Genomic DNA, 20020 nt, shown 5'->3' on the forward strand with positions numbered 1-20020 from the left:
TGACTGGACTAAAGATTTAGGGAAGTATGAATCAAATGCAAGAGCATTAGAAATTCTAAATGAAATATTTATAAAAATCGAAGAAAACAATGGTGCTTCTGTGACATTCGCTATGCCTGAAAAGTAAGTATCAACTTGTTCAATTATAGAGCGCTATAATGGAATAAAAGTTGTACCAGAAACAGGTCATTTAGTGGAATAAGACAGTGCGTTTATAGTATAGGTTGGAGGATAGCGTGGATATTTTATTTTGGCTTTTAGGCGGTTATATTTTATTACTCATTCATATTTGGTTTCATGAACTGGGTCACTATACTGTAGGACGCTTTTTAGTAAGAATACCAAAAGAAAATATACAAATAAGATTATTTCAATATCCAGCACATGTTGCGTTAAGAGATCAAGATAAAAACTGGATAAAGCCTAATGATGAGGAAGGGAATTTTGTACGTACATATCTTACCTATGATCCAGGCGGTAAAAGATCATTTTTGTTCGTTATGGGCGGATTCATTTTACAATCATTTGTTTTCCTTTGCATTGCTTTTGCCATTAACTATTCTTTTGATAATGTCACGCTCGCTAATTTTATCATTGGAGGCTCTTTTGTTTTTAATATCGTTTATATTTTCGGAGATTTAATGGTATTTTTGTGGAAACGAATCCCTGTTGGAGATATAAGTTCGGCCTTTCAATTTGCTCCGATTAAGTCCGTACTTTTTATTATTAGCCTACTGTTAAGTTACGGTGCATCATATGTTTATATTGGTTTTTATTAATACTGGAACTGGAACTACAATAATTCTATATAATATCAGTTCATTCAATCTACCGCAAACGTGCGACGTGGCGCGTTTGTTGAGGAATAGAATTGACATGTTACTTTTTAAAAGGTAACAAAAAAGTAACGAAAAAAGCGTTTATTGATGAAAGTAAACGAATGTACATTCCTTTTTGTTGTGGGGAAATATATACTCACACAATATGATAAAGACATTGTGAATGCAGGCGAATATGGTTGAGATAAGGGCGGCATGATGTAAGAGATTTGTGTCGTTTGAAACCTATCTATATTTGGTACGCCGCAAGGACAGTATTCCTACGGAGACTGAGCTAGAGATTTAGTTCTGCTGAGGAAATGGAAAACAGGGCAGTGATTTTTGGAGCGTCTAAAACATCACGAGAAAGATCACGAAATCATGAAAAAATATCATAAATACGCCCTTGGGCGCACCGCAAGGCGAGTTATGCGAAGCTTTGCATAAGGCGGACTTTTATTGACGCTGCTTTCAAACATTGTACTGAACGATCTAGTCCAATGGGTCGCCGATCAATGGGAGTTCTTCCCATTATCTAAACCATATCAATCCAAAGTGGGCGAAAGAAACGCTAAGAGAGCAGGGGAAAAGCTGGAGATCACATCAAAGGCTTACCTATTGCTGACCACTAAGGATGAAAAGATCGAGGTTAAGAAAAAATCTTTACGGATGCTTGTTCGGCTTGAACTCGACACGGCACGGAATCATTTGCTAACTACATTTTTGTATTTGGAGCTTTCAGAGTGCGAAGAGCATATACTGGCAGACGAAGTCACTCAACTTGATCCCAACGAGAGGCGAAAGTTATGGAATTAATGGCTTCTTATGAACAAAGAGGGACGGAGAAAGGAAAGCAAGAAGGAAAACAAGATGCCATTTTAACTTTTTTGGACGCAAGGTTTGGATCAACGACGGATTCAGTACAAGAACAGGTGTGTTCGATCGAGGATGTAGAATTGTTAGATGAATTATCACGCAAAGTATTTTCAGCAAAATCTTATGAAGATGCGCAAGAGATTATTGCTGAAATGGTGAAAATGGAAAACGAATGATTTGCTAAAGTATACTACACCAATACTTATGTGTGTTGGTGTAGCTTACTTAATCATATACCAAGAATACACTGATGGGATGTGCGCATGGTCAAGGTCCAACAAAAAGATTTCCGGTTTGTACACTAAGACGTCCTGTTTATAATATATGGTAATTGTTTGCAAGACTAGTACTTCTTTTGTAAGCATGAATACGCAGGTACTTTTTAAACAGTCGAGATTATGAATAATCATGAATGAAATTATATATTTTGCGTTGACGAGAGAAAATCCGATGTGTATGATGATAACTGTTGAATTTTGGAGTTCATCATAGACATGGAGGGTTCGATACTTAAACATGACATGGTCAGGTCAAAATGAGGATTCGTTAATTGTGAATTATGTTTGTTAAATGAAGGTTAATCCCCAAAAACGGCTTTCTTTTAATAAAATGGTTTAAAAACCACAACATCCCGTTTCAAAATCATTTGAATCACTACTGTATGTAGTGTTGAAAAAGAGAACATTATCTTTTTGGGTGAGAACCAATGAATATATCTATAAAAGACGGTGAAATTATGGATTTTCAAAAAACAGCGCTGCTCTTAATTGATCTACAAAAAGAAAGTAAATTTGGTATCGAAGGCGTTGAAGACGTCATCAAAAAATCCCAAAAATTAATTAATGTCTGTCGAGAGCAAGATATCCCAGTAATTTACTCACGCCACATGAATCGTTCCGATCGCTTTGGTATTTCCAAAGGGGAACCACTGGATGATAAAGGAAAGCCTGTATATTATTCGACAGATTCGCACAACTTTCAAATTTTTGATGAAATCGCTCCAAAGAAAGAGGAGATTGTCATTGATAAATTCCGTTGGAGTGCGTTTCATGAAACGAGTTTAGATTTGATCTTGAGAAGTTTGGATGTTAAACATCTCATTATTGCTGGGTTTGTCACTGATGGATGTGTGATGACATCTGCGTTTGACGGATTTTTCAAGGATTATCAAATTAACCTCGTGAAAGATATATGTGCCGCAACAAACGAAGGCGCACACATGGCGTCGATCTTAATCATGGCCAATTGGATTTACGGTATCAACATATTCGAATCTGAGGATTTGATCAAAAACATTCATAACGAAGATCATCAAGCATGGAAATCACTAGAACCGGACTCCATGCAATTTACACCTGAAACGATGCGCGAAATGTTTTATAAACTCGGAGGTGTTCACGAATGAAAAGCTTTTTTTTATACGCGTTGATCAGTATCGTTCCTGCCTCGATATTAGCAGCATGCGGAGATGAGACCCCTGAAGCAGACGAACAGGCCGAGGAAATTAACCAAGAAAATGGAAAAGACATGGAAGATGAGACGATTACTTTCGGACTAACGACCTGGACGAGTACAGAAGCGCCGACAGAAATCGTTCGGCTTATTCTTGAAGAAGCCGGTTATGACGTTGAATATGAACGAGTAGATCAACCATATATTTTTCAAGGTTTGTCCCAACAAGATATAGACTTCTTTATGGATGCATGGCTCCCATATACGGAAGAAGACCTTTGGGCAGAACATGAGGACAATTTGCAAAAGGTAGCGACCAGCTACGAAGGTGCACCTCTTGGGTTTGCTGTTCCGTCCTATGTAGAAGAAGATTCGATTGAAGATTTAGAGGGAAATGCTGAGAAATTTAATGAAGAAATAATTGGCATCGATCCGGGAGCCGGACTCGTTTCTGCTGCAGAAGATGCCGTGGAAGGGTATGAGATAGGGGGCGAATACGATCTAATGACTTCCAGTGAAGAAGCAATGGTCAGTGAACTTGATTCCAAAATTGAAGCTGAAGAGCCGGTGATTGTGACCGGGTGGCGGCCACATTCGATGTTTGTGAATTATGATGTGAAGCTGTTGGATGACCCGGACGAATATTTTAAAACCGACAATGTTTACGTCATTTCTTATAACGAAATTGAGGAAGAGCACCCTAGAGCTTATGAGATTTTATCGCAATGGGAAATGGACATTGACGACTTAGAAGAAATAATGCACGCGTATGAAGAAGAGGGTAAGCCATTCGAGGAATCTGCCTCGGAATGGATCGATGAAAATCGTGATCAGGTGGAGGCAATGTTAAATCAATAAATAAACACGCTTTACAGCTATTACAGGGAATACCTGAATCGAGTGCTGAAAGACACACGTGTGGTTCTTAGGGGGGAAGGGGATAGTAATATCCCTGATCTACCCGACAAAAAATGTGCCAAAATGGAAATACAGATGTATGAAAGGCTTGTTTTTACAGTAAAGGAATGATTTGTTTTGTCTCCATAAGATTGAGGGCCCAGTGGTTTTTATTCAATTGATCATGAGTGCTGAAAAAGCTGCCCGTTTTTTGCCCGTTTTATTTTGAATTTCATTGAAATGATCTGCAAAAGAAATTGAAAAAACCCTTATATATCAAGGGTTTTGTGTGGTGAATGATTTTATCTGAAAGTCAAAATTAATCCGCATGGAGATGGAAGGGTCGATCGGCTAGGAACGTGAAAATAAGCCTCTCGCTTTCGGGCGGGAGGCTTTTTGATTGTGGGGAGGGGTGTTCACTGCCTACTATCGGCAAATGAAGCCCTAACGTAACATGGCGAAGGCCGTTAGGTTGTCAATACCGTTAAATGACGACCTAATGTGATATAGAGGAAGTCGTTAGGTCGTCAACCCCGGCAAATGACGACCTAACTTGATAAGGCGGAAGTCGTTAGGTCGTCAACAGCGCTAAATGAAGCCCTAACGTGCTATGGCAAAAAGCGTTAGGTCGCCATCGGTGTTGTATATCTTCGCGGGTAAAACTTTTAAACGAAACTGGCGCCGAAATGATTTATTTCGGCGCCAATCAAAGAGAACGTGTCAGGCTTTTTGGTTTCCTTCTGCGGGAATTGCGTTATTTTCTAGAATCCTTGCCATGTGAAGCAGGTTATATCCCATCGTTTTCACCTGTCCCGCGGTAAATTCGTTCTTAATGCCTTCTTCTTCGATAAAGGAAGGGCCGGGCCCGGCCTCGCCTGTCCAATACGTTACTGGTGACGGAGGCATCGTAAAGCCCATATAATTCAAACCAAAAATAAGTGAAGCTGCAGCATTTTTTGCACCGTCTTCATTACCTGTGACGACAACGCCGCCTACTTTATTATAAAAAATAGACTGTCCGCTTTCATTTGTGAGCTCTCCACTGCCAAATATTCGTTCCATAAGCTTTTTCGCTATACTGCTCTGTTCGCCCATCCAAAGCGGCGTACCGACTACAACGATATTCGCATCGCTGATTTTAGCGAGGATCTCCGGCCATTGATCCCCGCCCCCTTCATCATACGTAACCCCGTAGGGCACATGGTAGTCAGCCATACGCACAGTCTCGCATTCTATCCTGTGCGATGTGAGGATACTTGACACTTCGTCCATTAAAGCCTGGGTATTTGAAACGTCCTCGCCTGTTTTTAAAGAACAATTCAAGAATAACGCCTTAAAATTGTTCATATCGGTTATCTTTCCTCCCTCTTTTTATTCTTGGTTGTTTAATAACCGTGATTAAGAAAAAATAAACCTATATAAGGCAAGGGTTTTTCAATAAGACTTTCATTCTACAGCTCCGGTATCTTCGATGGTGAAATCAACATTGACATCAACATCCACGTCAGGATACGTCTCATCTTTCCACCTTTTAATATCCAGTCCTCTGATATTTTGGCCTACTCGCTCACTAATGCCAATAGGGTCGATCTCGTTCTCCTGGAAAAATTGAATGGTTTCACCCATCTGACTTTCGAGTTTCCGGGCAGCGATATCCTCCAGTTGCTGAATGTTCTCCGGTGTGGATACATCGACATTAGTAACTTCTCTGAGCCCACCCTCCATTTTCACTTCCACACTCACATGAATCTCATCGTCCGTTTGCGTAACAGTCCAATTTGGTTTGGATGAAATCCGCTGAATGACCACGTTTTGATCATCATCGAGGTCGATATTAAAGGTCCCTTCATCGGTATCCGTAACGAGATATTGAAATATGCGTGTATCCTCGATATCCAGGTGATCGATGTACGTGTCCCCCTGGAATAAGGATATGCCCGTAATCACTACGCGCCCTTCCTGTTGGTCTATTCTCGTAACATAAGGGTCAGCCCCGTCTGCGTAATACTGGTACATAAAATCATGTAGCGATGAAGGGGGGAGATATTGTTCCTGGTTGTGTTCAATCAAGTCAAGCAGATACCTATAGACGGACTGTTGAAACGGATAGTCCCCGTCCAGAATATCCTGTGTGGACGCCTGAGTGGTCGCTATCTCCATGTCTTGTTCGATCATCGGATTTCGCTGCACAGTGTCCAAAAGGTCGAAAATCCCTTCCTGAGTAGCCAAATCTTCGTTAAATAAGAGCACGCGGACCCGGCTAACCTCCATGGAGCGGGAAGCTTCCGCTTGCAACTGATTTTGGAAATCTTTCAGATTTTCTCTGGAAACCGTAAATGTCTCGTTATCGGAGAGCATTTCTTGTGCCGGTCGAAAGACGGTCGTCACGGCCGTTGCCTGGATTTCTCCATCTTCATCATCGTACCCTATGGCTTGCAGATATTGGTTTTCCTCAATATATTCAGGTTGAGGAAAACACCCTGAAACGAGGAGGAGAGAAAGAGCGATGATACACACACCTCTGTTCATGAGCGATCCCTCCTTTTGACGATGATCATCCGTAAGATATATAAAATGGGCAAGTAGACAAAAAATGTATAAAAGCCCAAACCGGATGCAAAGGACAAAACGTCTTCGATCGCTCGATACGTAGTGAAGAAAAACGCACTGCCAAAAATCAGCAGCGAAAGCCCGCGTACGGTATGTTTTTGCGAAATGTTTATCGACTGTTTGGCTACACGGCTGGCGGCCCATAACCATAAAGCCATATTCGGCAACACGACGAAACTCCACGCCGCCATCCCGAAATACTCCATGTTCCATAATGTCAACGTCGGCCATAGAATCGTGGCCAAATGGTGTTCATGAAAATAGAGAATAGGAAGGATGAAACTCACCAGATACGTGATCATACTGAATGTCACCCCGTATTGGGCCCATTTATGCGATCGCGGTGCGTCTTTGAGAAAGGGATAAGCCATCAAAAGAATCTCAAAACCTAAATATTGAAACGTCATCTCTTTTGTCGCTAACCATAGATCCATCGGGGCATGGTCCCCGATGGGAAATAAGCTTCCCAGTTGCATCTGCCCATAAGGAAGGTGGGGAAAAGCCAGGAACGTTACAGTTATAAAGACCGCCAACACGCTGGCACCGAGAATTTTTCGCAGGCCGCCCATCGTAAAGACATAAACCAGAGCACCAAGGACCAGGAAAAACACCCAGGGAGAGATTTCAGGAAATAACCAGACACGGAGTATTTGCGTATAGACGACAAGCGTTACCAGCGCGAATAAACTGTAGTAGAAGAGGAAATAGAGACTGACAAAGGCCCCTATCCACTTCCCGAATACCTTCTGGTGAATATCAACGATGGTATGATGGGTCGGGAGCAGCTTGTAGATGAGCCAGATGACGACATGAATCAGCAACGCCGAGAGTATGACAGCGATCCAGCCATCATGTCCGGCGAAAGAGATCAAGGATAATTGAAAGGAAAAAATGCCGACGCCAATTTGCGTGGTCGTCACGATAAAAAAAGCAAAAAACGGCGACACTTGTCTTGTTACCGGGGGTTGCAATCGCATAGCCATACTCCCTATTCCTCGATATCTTTGGAGGTCTTTTTCCTGGGTTTGGGATCAAAACGCTTCCTTTGTAATGGCCGAAGCACCTTTGGGCGCAGTTGTTGCTGGCGCGTCGGGAGTTTGATGAGCGTATCTCTAAGATCCCTGATACGCAACGGATAGATGGGGGCCAGGTAGGGATGGCCTAAAGATGTCAGCTTGAATAAATGATTGAGAAAAAATAATGAACAGACAGCGACGCCAAATAAACCGAGCCACTGCGCAAAAACCAGGAAAGGAAAACGAATCAATCGAATGGTATTTCCCATCTGGTATATGGGCGCCGTGAAGGAGGCAAGAGCTGTAATGCCGATGATAATTAAAAGCACACTGCTGGCTAAAGACGCTTCAACGACGGCCGTTCCGATGACAATCCCGCCGACGATTCCAATGGTTTGTCCGATACGATTTGGCAGTCTGGCCCCGGCTTCCCGCAACAGCTCGACAGTGACCTCGAGGAGTAGCACTTCGACAATGGGGGGATAGGGAACTTCGATTCTTGTTGCCACGAGCGTGTCCAACAATTCATCAGGGACCAATTCGTGATGATAGGAGGTTACAGCGACATAAAAAGCTGTGGCATGGACAGAGAATAAGAGGGCAACGATGCGAATCAATCGCAAGGCTAGGCCAATGGGCCACATCATGTAATGATCATCCGGAGACGAAAAATACTCCAGAAAGTTGGCCGGGGCCAGATACGTTTGTGGAGATCCATCCATGGTGAAGGCAACTTTTCCTTCTGCCAATCCCGACGCTACCCGATCCGGCCTTGACGTTTCCAACAATTGCGGAAAAAAAGAATGCGGGTAGTCAGTAATCAAAAGGGCCATTTGCGAGGTGTCGACGACTTCATCGTAGTCCGCATCGCGGATACGCTGGGTTAGGGTTTGCAGGAGTTGCGGATCCGTGATGCCGTCGATCGAAAGAATCGCCAACCGATTTCTGCTTAGGCGACCGACTTTGAATTCATCGATGACCAACTCAGGAATCGCCAACCGTTTGCGAATGAGATTCAGATTGACATCGATCGATTCGATAAACGCTTCCTGGGGTCCGACGACGGTGAATTCAGTTTCAGGAACTTCAAGGGAACGTTTTTCATGCAAAGCTGCAGGAAGGCTGAGCACGCGATCATCATCTTTTATTTGGATGATGATATGACCGCTCATGATGTCTTGTTCGATATCCGGGACATGATGAATGATTTGGGCGTCCTCAATAGGGATCACCTGCTGGAGGTCAGCAATGGTCATTTGGTCATTTTTCTTGAGGTAAGGCAGAATTTCATCATGGACATGATGATCTTCCACCAATGAATTGATGTAATGGACCGAAAAGGGACTCTGGTCAGATGCTTGAAAGGACAAAAAATCCGCCGATTTTTGGCAAACAGCAAGGAGTTCCTGCAGGGATTTTTGTTTCCTGTGGCTGATTTTCTTCCTTTCAAAATGCTTAAACATATGCCGTTCACCTACCTAAAAGATCTAGGTGTTAAGTTGTGCCAAAAACTGAGATTTTATTCCGCATCATTGGTCATCCTTTTTTCCGGGTTTTAACTTCGCTAATTTCCGTATTCCGTGATAAAATTTTATAAGGAAAGCTTGGGAAGGCTCATCGTGAGCCTAAGGATGGTGGTGTCAGTTATATGGCCAGTAAGCAATTGTATATTTATCATACGAATGATTTGCACAGTCAGCTGCAACAATGGCCGAAAATCGTGGACTATTTGGAGAAGCAAGAGCGACATCACCAATCGCGTGGCGAAGAGGCGTTGTTCTTTGATCTCGGCGACCACGCGGATCGCGTCCACTCGATCACGGAAGCGACATCAGGGAGAGGGAACATTGATCTGTTGAACGCGTCTCCCATTCAATACGCGACGATAGGCAATAATGAAGGGGTTACTTTTCCGAAAGAAACTTTGGAGCAACTATATACCTCGGCAAACTTTGATGTTTTTTTGAGCAATTTGTATAACGAAGGAGGCAAACGCCCTTCCTGGGCAAAAAAAGCCGGCACGATGCCGGTATCTTCCGATGGTCCTGTGATCGGCATGATGGGTTTAACCACCCCTTTTTTCCCGTTTTACAACGAGCTTGGGTGGAATATTCAAGACCCTTTCGACATTCTGGATGAAGAATTACCGCTCTTACGTCAATCGGCCGATATCGTTATCCTTCTTTCGCATCTCGGTCTTTTTCGTGATGAACAAATCGCTTCGGCTTATGATGTGGATGTTATCCTCGGGGCGCATACCCATCATCGTCTCGATCCGGCGCCGTGGATGAATGGGACGCTGATTACGCAAACGGGCAAACTGGGAACTCACGTCGGTGAAGTGGCATTGACCTATGATACAGAAAGTAGAAAAGTATTGAACGGTCACGGGGGGCTCGTCTCCATGGAAGGCGCCGTACCAGAGTCTGCGCGAGTAGGAAACAAACTGGCAAATCTGCAGCAGGAAGCAAATCGGGCGTTAACCGAAGTCGTTGCCTCCCGGGAGGAACCCCTCGCCATCTCTTGGACAGAGCCGTCATCGTTTTCGACATTCCTCGTTCAGCAGTTAAGACAGTGGTGTCAGACAGATATAGCCATGATCCATTCCGGCTTATTGTTGGCATCATTGCGGGAAGGGAAAATTACCAAAGGTGATTTACATGAGCTTTGTCCGCACCCGGTCAATCCCTGTGTCGTGCAATTAAAGGGGCATCAATTGAAACAGGCCATCCATCAGTCTTTTACGGAAAAAATGATCCATCTGCCGTTAAAAGGCTACGGATTTCGCGGCTATAAACTAGGGCGGCTCGTTTTCGCCGGACTGGATGTCGATGTTGAACAGGGGGAGACAGGAACGTTTCGCGTGAACAACATTTATTTTCAGGGACAGGAGATTGATGAACACGGTGATTACGAGGTGGCGACGGCGGATATGTTAACATTTGGGAGTTTATATCCCGAGATTGCTTCCAGTCAGCATAAACGTTATATCATGCCGGAATTCATTCGTGACATCATCGCTTGGGGCCTAAAAAAGGAGTCTGGCAAAAATTAAATAAACGTTTGTTTAATCCGCCCTTACAAAATGACCTTCATTTCATACACTAGTACCCAGAAAGGATGGATGTATGAATGTTGGAAATGTCACCGGTGGATATAGACGGCGTGCCGTTTCAGGCGGTCACGATGAAACTGCCGAAGACCAATTTTATGGCGGTTACCAATGATGTAGGGTATATTATGTGCGGCGCTTTAGACGTTCAGCTCTTAAACGAAAAGTTAGCCGATCGTGAAATCGTCGCCGGACGCGCGGTTGGTGTACGAACAGTGGAACAACTGCTTGGCGCTCCGTTGGAGTTAGTGACGCTTGCGGCTGAAGCGCGCGGGATTCAGCCGGGGATGACCGGCCGCGAGGCTTTGCTGAAGATGTAAGCCAAGACTAATAAAGAAAACTTGGCTTATCGCCAAGCCTTTAAGGCGATAAGCCTTAGTTGCACTTATGCAGGATAAGAAAGTGGTTTATACTTTCTTACCTGCTAAAAATGCTTCTGTGTTCGCACAGAAGCTTTGTCTTAAGGAGGAGATGGCGATGAGCAGCAGTGAACAGCAATATCTTGATCTTCTGTCTGATATTCTGGATACCGGTGATGAAAAGTCCGATCGGACAGGCACAGGAACATTATCAACGTTTGGGAACCAGATGAAATTTAACTTAAAAGAAGGCTTTCCGTTATTAACGACCAAGCATGTCCCTTTCAGATTAATAAAAAGCGAATTGTTATGGTTTATGAAAGGCGACACCAACATTCGCTACTTACTCACGCACAATAATAATATTTGGAATGAATGGGCTTTTCAGCGCTTTGTACACAGTGAGGATTACGATGGTCCGGACATGACGGATTTTGGGCGGCGCGCACTGGAAGACGACGCCTTTCGTGAGCGCTATGAACAAGAGATGGCCAAGTTCAAACAACGGATCCTTAACGACGAAGCTTTCGCCGCCCAGTACGGGGAACTGGGAAGCATTTACGGTCAGCAGTGGCGGGCGTGGAAAACGTCCAGGGGAGAGGCGATCGATCAACTGGGACAAGTGATTGAAATGATTAAACATAACCCTGATTCACGGCGTTTACTCGTTTCTGCCTGGAACCCGGAAGACGTTCCCGCAATGGCGCTTCCACCCTGCCACACATTGTTTCAATTTTATGTTGCGAACGGAAAGCTTTCTTGTCAGCTTTACCAGCGCAGCGCGGATATGTTCCTCGGGGTACCCTTTAATATCGCAAGCTACGCGTTGCTCACACAGTTAATCGCGCGGGAATGCGACCTTGATGTCGGAACACTCGTGCACACGTTGGGAGACGCCCATATTTACCAAAATCACATCGAGCAGGCGCGCACTCAGCTTACACGCGAACCGCTGACTTTGCCTGCGATTTCCATTCATCATCCGGGACGATCGATTTTTGATGTGGAAGTAGACGATATCACACTTGAGGGATATCACCCTCATCCGGCGATTCGTGCCCCGATTGCTGTATAGGAGGGAGCCTATTGTTATCAATGATGGTCGCGTACGACCGCAACCGCGGAATTGGGAAAAATAACGCCATGCCCTGGCACTTGCCGGCGGATCTTGCCTTTTTGAAAAAAAATACGGTCGGCAAGACGATCGTGATGGGGCGATCGACATTTGAAGCGATTGGAAAGCCATTGCCAGAGCGGCGCAACATCGTTTTGACCAGGCAGGAAAGCTTTAAGGTTGAAGGGGCGGAGGTTGTCCATTCGATCGAGGAAGTCATGAATGCAAAGCGTTTAGATGAAGAATGGGTGGTGCTCGGCGGAAGTGATGTTTATGAACAAGTTTTCCCATATGCTGAGCGGCTTTATATCACCTATATCGCTGAAACATTTGACGCCGATCGCTTTTTCCCTACGTTTGATTTGGAAGAATGGGAGCTCGTGTGGAAAGAAAAAGGCATTCGAAATGAAAAAAATCCATTTGATTACTGGTTTCAGATTTACGAGCGTCGCTAAAAAATAAGCTTAACCTGTCCTCCCTTGCATATGTATATAGCAAGGGAGGGGTAAGAATGGCTTTGAAACGAGTACACAACAGGAGAAAACAGCGCAGGGGTGGCGGGCCACTCCCTTTTCGCTATGTTCTGCTCATTTCCAGTGTTATATTTATTTTTTTAACCATACAGGGATTGTATTTCGTTGATCAACATGTGCGTCCTGCCTTGATGACGATTGCCACGATCGAGACGCAGCGAATTTCCAATCAAGCTATTCATCAAGCTGTATCCGGAGACTTGACCGAACAGGATCATTTGGATGACCTTGTGTTGATGGAAAGAACCGAGGATGGGGATATTTCTTCGTTGGCCTTTGATGCCGCGGTGTATAATCAAGTGCTGGAGGAAGCGATTGATCGTATCCATTCGTTTCTGGATGAAGTGGAAGCAGGCATGACCAATGGAGATGTCCCCGCGGAATTGGAAGAAGAGTTGGAGGACGCGGATGCTGATGGTACTGAAGATGGGGCGATTTACAACATCCCCCTCGGAATGGCTACGAACAACGCCCTTTTGGCTCAGCTGGGACCCCAAGTACCGGTGAGTTTTTCTGCGGTCGGAGACCCTCATGTCGACATGGAAGAACGAGTGGAAAATGTAGGGATCAATAATACATGGTTACGGATTAGTCTTTCTATTGAAATGGATATTCGGGTTGTGATTCCTTTTGGTACCGAAGAAGATACAATGACCACGACTGTTCCCGTGGGAATGGTATTCGTGCCCGGAGATGTACCGGACTATTATGGGGAAGGGGGCGGCATGCCGATTCCGGCCATTACGCCGAGTGGAGATGAAGAAGGCGTGGAGATGCAGGACCCGGATGCCGAAATCGAAGAGATGCCGGGAGATGAAGAAGATGCGACAAACTGATGTCGCGGATGCTCGAGAAATGTCCAAAGTCTCTTGATTATTATTATTTTATTTACGCATATTTTTGACATTTGGACATATTTTAATTATAATTTTATTAAAATTTATTGTTAGGGGGTCATTTGATGCAGGAAAGAGAAAAATGGGCGACGCGCTATGGATTCATGCTTGCGGCCGTCGCTTCAGCGGTCGGTTTGGGTAATATTTGGCGTTTTCCTTATATTACCGGTGAATTAGGTGGCGGCGCTTTTTTAGTGGTGTACATTGTTTGTATACTCATCATTGGTTTGCCGACAATGATTGCTGAATTTTCCATCGGTAAGCGTGGTCAGCTCGATGCGGTAGGATCATTCCAAAAAACGACTAGGTCAAAACCGTGGGTCATTGGTGGCTGGCTCGGCGTTATCACTTCATTCTTAATCGTATCTTTCTATGCGGTCATTACAGGTTGGGTCTTATATTACATGTTCAGTTACTTAGTCGGCACCGTTCAGGAAGTGGAACCCGGAGGAATTGGAGAGTTTTTCGAAGGGTTCATCGGCCATGATTTTCTCCCGGTTATTTGGCAAGTGGTCGTCATGGCCATTATTGTGGGCATCCTGTACTTCGGTGTACAAAAAGGCATTGAGCTTTCCAATAAAATCTTCATGCCGGCACTCGCGGTCATTCTGATCATTTTGGCAGGCTATAGTTTATCTCTGGGCGGCGCTGCCGAAGGGTTATCGTTTTTGTTTATTCCTGACTGGAGTGCATTTGCCAATCCTGATTTATATCTCGCGGCCGTCGGTCAGGCATTCTTTACGCTTTCCCTGGGTATGGGGATTATGGTCACGTATGGCGGTTACTTGTCAAACCAAACCGGGCATCGCTTGCCGGGAATGGCAACAGGTATTGTGATTATGGATACCCTTTTCGCAATTGTGGTAGGGATTGTTATTTTTGCTGCCATATTTGCGATTGGCGGAATAGAAGTAGACCAGGGGCCGACCTTGATCTTCGCTGTCTTGCCTGAAGTATTCAATCAAATGGCAGGCGCAGGGGGGACATTCTTTGCGGTCGTGTTCTTCTTCCTTGTCTTTATTGCAGGGTTGTCATCAGCTATTTCACTCGCTGAAGTTAGTATTTCTTTCGCGATTCGCCGATTTAATTTAAATCGGAAAAAAGCAGCCATCATCGTTGGAGCAGTCATCACTGCGGTTGGGGTGCCATCAGCTTTAAGCCAGGGCGGTCCCTTGGGTGATGTTCTCATTGCCGGGGAAACGATCCTTGACTTTGTCGACATCTTAACAGATAGTTACTTCTTGCCGATCGGTGGTTTGATTGTTGTGCTCTTTGTCGGTTGGGGCTGGAAAAGACAAGAAGCATTCGAAACAGCAGACTTTAAAAATCAAGGGCTTGGCAAGTTATGGTTGTTCCTGATTCGCTTTGTGGCCCCCATCATGATCATCATTATCTTACTCGCTAATTACCTTGGCATTGGCGTATAGTACAATTGAAGGCCCCGCGGGGCCTTTTTATTACTTCTGTCTATCTTTTTTCTCCCACGAATTAAGGGAAGGATACGGATCGAACGACCATTCCGAGTAGCCGTTATCCCGGTAAAGGCCGTAATGAAGATGCGGAGGGAACTTGCCTTCCGTTCCGGGTTTTCCGTAGCCGGAACTACCGACCTTGCCAATCTCCATCCCGGGCTCCACAATCGCCCCCTCTTCAATACCATCCGCGAAACTGCTCAGGTGCGCGTAATAGTGATAGACATTTTCTGGATCGCGAATGCCGACACGCCATCCTCCGTAAGTGTTCCATCCTTTTAACTCAACGACACCGTATTTGGTGGCTAGTACAGGCGTACTGTGACCGGCGAATATATCCGTGCCTTCATGAATTCTGCGTCCGCCCCATCCCCGTGTGTCTCCCCAGGTGCTATTGTAGCTGTAGTTGTATTCCAAAGGGACGGGAAAAGCCGAATCATCCAGGGCAATCGTTTGATATGCCTTGAAAAGTTTGGCGTGTCCGCTGATGATCCGGACCGCTTGATCACGTTGATAATGGTCCCACAGTCCGATGCGGATATTTTCATCATCATAGCCATAAGTAGAAATCTGCCTTGCCATCGTGTACAATACATCCCGATCATCCTGGCGATTTGCTTTTCCATCGTCATCCCCATCGAGCCCCACGCCTCCGAAAATGCTTATGCGCTCCGCGTCATTATCTTCAAGATCAGGGTTTAACGCACCTACCCAATCACGAGGCGAATAATAAATGTCAATGAGTCGGTCGTTTTCATCCCGATCATCGCGGGCAACATTTAATCCGCGTTCATGGGCATCGATGGCTGCAAGCCAATACCAGGGGACATGCGTGATGCCATCCATTTCTTTATAAAGTATCATGCGTTCGTTATCATCGTCGCTTTGCTGGTCATCATCAGCCGCATTCATGTCGGAGGTAAACGTCAGTGAAAGGCTGAGGACGAGTAAAAAGAGGGGGAAAGCTTTAACTTTCATGTCATGACTCCTCTCTGTGTCGGTGATAGCTTTTCTTAATATGTGGCAGAAACAGATAAATATGAGCATCAAACTTGTTTTTTATAAGCAATTTCACCAATTACAAAATTTGGACCGGGTTGCGACAACATGTTAAAGTAAATGTTAAAGGGGTGTGAACGCATGGTAACCAAAAATGAAGAACATATACGTAAACCTGACTGGCTCAAAATAAAATTAAATACGAACGAATCCTATCGAGGCCTTAAGAAGATGATGCGCGAGAAAAATTTACATACCGTCTGTGAAGAAGCACGCTGTCCGAATATTCACGAATGCTGGGCGGTGAGAAAAACCGCGACATTCATGATCCTCGGGGACGTTTGTACACGGGGCTGTCGGTTTTGCGCAGTGAAGACGGGACTTCCGAATGAACTCGATTGGGGAGAGCCGGAACGTGTGGCCGAATCCGTTGAACAAATGGGCTTGAAACATGTGGTGATTACGGCTGTCGCCCGTGATGATCTTAAAGACGGCGGTTCAAGAGTGTACGCGGAAACCGTTCGCGCTGTTCGCCGTCGTAATCCGTGGACGACGATTGAAGTTTTGCCTTCGGATATGATGGGGTTGCATGATAACTTGTATACGCTCATGGAAGCACGTCCGAATATATTGAACCACAATGTCGAAACGGTCCGCCGTTTAACGAAGAAGGTCCGTGCCCGGGCGACATACGATCGTTCTCTGGAGTTTCTTCGTTACTCGAAAGAGTTACACCCGGATATTCCGACGAAATCAAGCCTTATGATTGGACTTGGGGAAACACCGGAAGAAATCGAAGAGGTAATGGACGACCTGCGCGCTCATGATGTGGACATTATGACCATTGGCCAGTATTTGCAACCGACGAAAAAGCACTTGAACGTAGAAAAATATTATACGCCGGAGGAATTCGAACGCTTTAAGGAAATCGCCATGCAGAAAGGCTTTCGCCATTGTGAGGCGGGGCCGCTCGTACGCTCTTCGTATCATGCCGATGAGCAGGTGAATAAAGCGCAGGTTTGGAAGGAAGCAGCGAAGTATCAGGATGATCAGACACCTGTGTAATGGGGGGACGTAAATGGTTCAAACCCATAACCAGCAATTTGAGCTCCTGGAAGAATCCAGGGAAGGCTGGGATGAAGAAGCATTTTTAAAGCGATACAGTGAAATCCTTAATAAGTACGACTATATTGTCGGAGACTGGGGCCATGAACAACTACGCCTGCGCGGGTTTTTTCATGACGATCATAAAAAGGCGACCTTTGATTCAAAAGCGAGCACGATTTATGACTACCTGTACGAATACTGCAATTTCGGCTGCCCGTATTTTATTTTAAAAAATGTGAAATGAAGCCATCAGAGTGAAGCCTCTGGTGGTTTTTTGGTTTTGGCGGAGGTGATTGCAGCGTGGAGAGACGTGAAGTAATCCCTCAAAGGGAGGTCGAGTTGCTCTGAGAGGGATCAGAAGCGCGAAGTAATCCCTCAAAAGGGGGCCGAGTTGCTCCGAGAGGGATCAGAAGCGCGAAGTAATCCCTCAAAGGGAGGCCGAGCTGCTCCGAGAGGGATCAGAAGCGCAAAGTAATCCCTCAAAAGGAGATTGATCCGCTCTGAGAGGAACAAGAGGCACGAAGTAACCCCTCAAAGGAAGGTTGATCCGCCCTGAGAGGAACAAGAGACGCAAAGTTATCCCTCAAAAGCAAGCTGGCCGCTGGAAGCGATTGATTCTGATATGATGCTCGCTGCTTCCTATTTGAGCCCGATCCGGCACGGGATGGAGATGCTTTTCGGAGCGACGGTTTACGCCTGGGAGTGGCAAGCATTTCTATTACCGGGAGCGGTATTGTTCTGTATGGCGGCAACATTCATGAGCATCGGGATTCATTTGATGGAGAGGCGATGATGACGAGGAAATGTAATTTGAGCGGTTGAGGCTTGAACAGAGGATGAAATCGGCAAAAAGTGCTCCAACGGGAGCGGTTGGAGCATGAACAGAGGGTGAAAAAGGGGCAAAGTGAAATTTCCGCCCGGGTGATTGGGCGGTGTAAGAGGTATCGCATGCCGTTTCTGATCCCTCTCGGGCGGTGTTCCCCGGCTTAAGAGGTATCACATGTCCTTTCTGATCCCTCTCGGGGAGGCGCCACCGGCTTTAGAGGTATCACAACGCGCTTCTGATCCCTCTCGAGGAGGCGCCACCGGCTTTAGAGGTATCACAACGCGCTTCTGATCCCTCTCGGGACAGCCCCACCAGTTTCAGAGGTATCACATAGCGCTTCTTCTTAGCTGAAAGCCCATTCCAGAGATTGATCCATGATCGTGAACTTGTAATTTTTATTATTGCTGTCGGCAGTAGAGGAGCTATATACAAGTAATCGACACACGCACCTCCTTGCTCATTAAAGCGCAGTTCGGTATGCTGTACATAGATGACAAAAGGCATACGTTGCGTAGAAGGAGTGACTGTTGTGAAAGTGCCGACGAAGCCATGGACCTTATTGTATAGAATCAGACAGGAAACGCTTCCTGCTGCGCATGATGAACTGGATAAATGGAAAGAAAAAGCAAGTGAAATCCCGAATGAAGAATTACGGGAACAAGCGCTGGCGAGCATAGAGGCAAAGACGTTTCACTGTGAGGGCGGCACCGTCTACGGGTTGCTCGCCGAGGAGGGTCGCCAAGCGGATGTGATCCGTTTTATCGTCGCTTATCAAACGATCAGCGATTACCTGGATAACCTTTGTGACCGCAGCACTTCTTTGGATGAAAGAGATTTTCGTTCACTGCATCGTTCTATGTACCATGCCTTGACGCCCGGAGAAGAGCCGGACAATTATTATGAATATCGGGAGGAGCAGGATGACGGGGGCTATTTGGCTTCGCTCGTCACTACCTGTCAGGATGTCCTGAAAGATTTGCCGGGCTTTGCGGATGCCCAGGAGGCCATGCGACGGTTATCCGCTTATTATTGCGACTTACAGGTGTACAAGCATATTGATAAAAGTCAGCGCGAGGACAGGCTGGAAAGCTGGTTTGCCCAACACAAGCAGGATCTGCCGCCCATGACCTGGTATGAGTTCTCCGCTTGTTCAGGGTCGACACTGGGGATTTTTTGCCTGGCCGCCTATACCTCGCGTCGGAAGATGATGGCCGACGAAGTGAGCGAGATGAAAAATGCCTATTTCCCCTGGGTTCAGGGTCTTCACATTATGCTTGACTACTTCATCGATCAAGTGGAGGATCGGGAAGAGGAAGATTTGAATTTCGTTTTTTACTACGAAAATGAAGAAGAAATGGTGCAACGCTTTCGGCATATTAAAGAAAGTGCGGAAGCGAGTATTCAGACGCTCCCGGACTGGAAATTTCATCAACTGATTAACAAAGGCCTGATCGCCCTTTATCTCTCGGACAAAAAAGTACAGGAGGATAAGGAGTTGAAAGGAACAGCGAAACGGTTTATTCGTTTCGGCGGCCTGCCTACCGCTTTCTTTTACCTGAACAGGAGCAAATGGGCACGGCAACCGTCATAAAACACTCCCGCTAGAGCGGGAGTGTTTTCGTGTCATTCTCGTCCTTTATCGTTGTCCTCATCTTCGCTGGAGTGAGGTTTATGAGCTTGTGGGAAATAACGTCCGCCCCCGGCGTGTAACTCGCGGTTTTCGTATGTGAACGCCGTGACCCTGTGTTGGTCATGCTGCCATGGCGTTGATTTCTGGCCGGTGGTTTCCTCGAAAGGTGATCCATATGCGCCTTCCGCAAATTCCTCACCGATCAATTCATTTTGCTGTGATTCGACAGATTCAAAATCGCTATAGTTCTCGCGACGATTTCTTTTCGGCATTCATGCTCACTTCCTCGCAAACGATTTGCTT

At 45.5% G+C, this 20020-nt stretch carries 20 protein-coding genes; 14 read left to right on the plus strand and 6 right to left on the minus strand.

The features are described 5' to 3' along the window. Positions 1–236 precede the first annotated feature (236 nt). From BLS58_RS14685 to BLS58_RS14705, 5 genes are all read left to right on the plus strand, one after another. Complete coding sequence (locus tag BLS58_RS14685; protein ID WP_090399553.1) at positions 237–779, plus strand: hypothetical protein; 543 nt, start codon at positions 237–239, stop codon at positions 777–779. Positions 780–1277: 498 nt separating this feature from the next. Beyond that, complete coding sequence (locus BLS58_RS18085) at positions 1278–1634, plus strand: hypothetical protein (RefSeq protein WP_090399554.1); 357 nt, start codon at positions 1278–1280, stop codon at positions 1632–1634. Beyond that, the gene (locus tag BLS58_RS14695; protein ID WP_090399555.1) at positions 1625–1870 is read left to right on the plus strand and encodes a DUF4351 domain-containing protein; all 246 of its coding nucleotides are present in this window, start codon (positions 1625–1627) and stop codon (positions 1868–1870) included. Before BLS58_RS18085 ends, BLS58_RS14695 begins: the two co-directional genes overlap by 10 nt. 530 nt (positions 1871–2400) lie before the next feature. After that, complete coding sequence (locus BLS58_RS14700; protein WP_245723196.1) at positions 2401–3099, plus strand: cysteine hydrolase family protein; 699 nt, start codon at positions 2401–2403, stop codon at positions 3097–3099. Continuing rightward, a complete protein-coding gene (locus tag BLS58_RS14705; protein ID WP_090399556.1) occupies positions 3096–4004 on the plus strand; it encodes a glycine betaine ABC transporter substrate-binding protein in 909 nt (302 codons plus the stop codon). The genes BLS58_RS14700 and BLS58_RS14705 overlap by 4 nt, the downstream gene beginning before the upstream one ends. A gap of 759 nt (positions 4005–4763) precedes the next feature. On the opposite strand, the gene BLS58_RS14710 is transcribed toward BLS58_RS14705, so the two are convergent. The 4 genes from BLS58_RS14710 to BLS58_RS14725 form a co-directional block, all read right to left on the minus strand. Next, complete coding sequence (locus tag BLS58_RS14710) at positions 4764–5390, minus strand: flavodoxin family protein (protein WP_090399557.1); 627 nt, start codon at positions 5388–5390, stop codon at positions 4764–4766. A gap of 99 nt (positions 5391–5489) precedes the next feature. Continuing rightward, on the minus strand, positions 5490–6572 hold the full coding sequence (locus tag BLS58_RS14715; RefSeq protein WP_176764781.1) for a Ger(x)C family spore germination protein: 1083 nt from the start codon (positions 6570–6572) through the stop codon (positions 5490–5492). Then, entirely contained in the window at positions 6569–7636 is a 1068-nt protein-coding gene (locus BLS58_RS14720) for a GerAB/ArcD/ProY family transporter (RefSeq protein WP_090399559.1), read from the minus strand. Before BLS58_RS14720 ends, BLS58_RS14715 begins: the two co-directional genes overlap by 4 nt. Before the next feature lie 5 nt (positions 7637–7641). Next, entirely contained in the window at positions 7642–9132 is a 1491-nt protein-coding gene (locus BLS58_RS14725) for a spore germination protein (RefSeq protein ID WP_090399560.1), read from the minus strand. Between the two features lie 185 nt (positions 9133–9317). Between BLS58_RS14725 and BLS58_RS14730 the strand changes: the two genes are divergently transcribed. The 6 genes from BLS58_RS14730 to BLS58_RS14755 all read left to right on the plus strand — a co-directional run bounded on the left by BLS58_RS14730 (position 9318) and on the right by BLS58_RS14755 (position 15110). Next, on the plus strand, positions 9318–10724 hold the full coding sequence (locus BLS58_RS14730; protein WP_090399561.1) for a bifunctional metallophosphatase/5'-nucleotidase: 1407 nt from the start codon (positions 9318–9320) through the stop codon (positions 10722–10724). 77 nt (positions 10725–10801) lie between these two features. Further along, on the plus strand, positions 10802–11101 hold the full coding sequence (locus BLS58_RS14735) for a YunC family protein (RefSeq protein ID WP_090399562.1): 300 nt from the start codon (positions 10802–10804) through the stop codon (positions 11099–11101). Positions 11102–11258: 157 nt separating this feature from the next. Further along, positions 11259–12215, plus strand: a complete 957-nt coding sequence (locus BLS58_RS14740; RefSeq protein ID WP_090399563.1) for a thymidylate synthase — start codon at positions 11259–11261, stop codon at positions 12213–12215. An 11-nt stretch (positions 12216–12226) separates the two neighbouring features. Beyond that, positions 12227–12709 (plus strand): dihydrofolate reductase, encoded by a 483-nt coding sequence (locus BLS58_RS14745; protein ID WP_090399564.1) that lies wholly within the window; start codon positions 12227–12229, stop codon positions 12707–12709. A gap of 56 nt (positions 12710–12765) precedes the next feature. Further along, positions 12766–13623 carry a sporulation protein YunB gene (gene yunB / locus BLS58_RS14750; protein WP_090399565.1) on the plus strand — a complete coding sequence of 286 codons (858 nt, stop codon included), beginning with the start codon at positions 12766–12768 and terminating at the stop codon, positions 13621–13623. A 125-nt stretch (positions 13624–13748) separates the two neighbouring features. Continuing rightward, positions 13749–15110: a sodium-dependent transporter gene (locus tag BLS58_RS14755; protein WP_090399566.1), complete on the plus strand. Its 1362-nt coding sequence runs from the start codon at positions 13749–13751 to the stop codon at positions 15108–15110. A 30-nt stretch (positions 15111–15140) separates the two neighbouring features. Here BLS58_RS14755 and BLS58_RS14760 read toward each other — a convergent pair whose 3' ends face one another. Beyond that, positions 15141–16133, minus strand: coding sequence for a M23 family metallopeptidase (locus tag BLS58_RS14760; RefSeq protein ID WP_090399567.1), 993 nt, complete (start codon positions 16131–16133; stop codon positions 15141–15143). 162 nt (positions 16134–16295) lie between these two features. Between BLS58_RS14760 and lipA the strand changes: the two genes are divergently transcribed. From lipA to BLS58_RS14775, 3 genes are all read left to right on the plus strand, one after another. Then, the gene (gene lipA / locus BLS58_RS14765; protein ID WP_090399568.1) at positions 16296–17219 is read left to right on the plus strand and encodes a lipoyl synthase; all 924 of its coding nucleotides are present in this window, start codon (positions 16296–16298) and stop codon (positions 17217–17219) included. Between the two features lie 13 nt (positions 17220–17232). Continuing rightward, on the plus strand, positions 17233–17505 hold the full coding sequence (locus tag BLS58_RS14770) for a YutD family protein (RefSeq protein WP_090399569.1): 273 nt from the start codon (positions 17233–17235) through the stop codon (positions 17503–17505). 1111 nt (positions 17506–18616) lie between these two features. After that, entirely contained in the window at positions 18617–19678 is a 1062-nt protein-coding gene (locus tag BLS58_RS14775; protein ID WP_090399570.1) for a tetraprenyl-beta-curcumene synthase family protein, read from the plus strand. A gap of 32 nt (positions 19679–19710) precedes the next feature. On the opposite strand, the gene BLS58_RS14780 is transcribed toward BLS58_RS14775, so the two are convergent. Next, positions 19711–19989, minus strand: coding sequence for a hypothetical protein (locus BLS58_RS14780; protein WP_090399572.1), 279 nt, complete (start codon positions 19987–19989; stop codon positions 19711–19713). Positions 19990–20020: the final 31 nt, after the last annotated feature.

The organism is Natribacillus halophilus, from assembly GCF_900100185.1.
In the GTDB taxonomy this organism is placed as follows: domain Bacteria; phylum Bacillota; class Bacilli; order Bacillales; family Marinococcaceae; genus Natribacillus; species Natribacillus halophilus.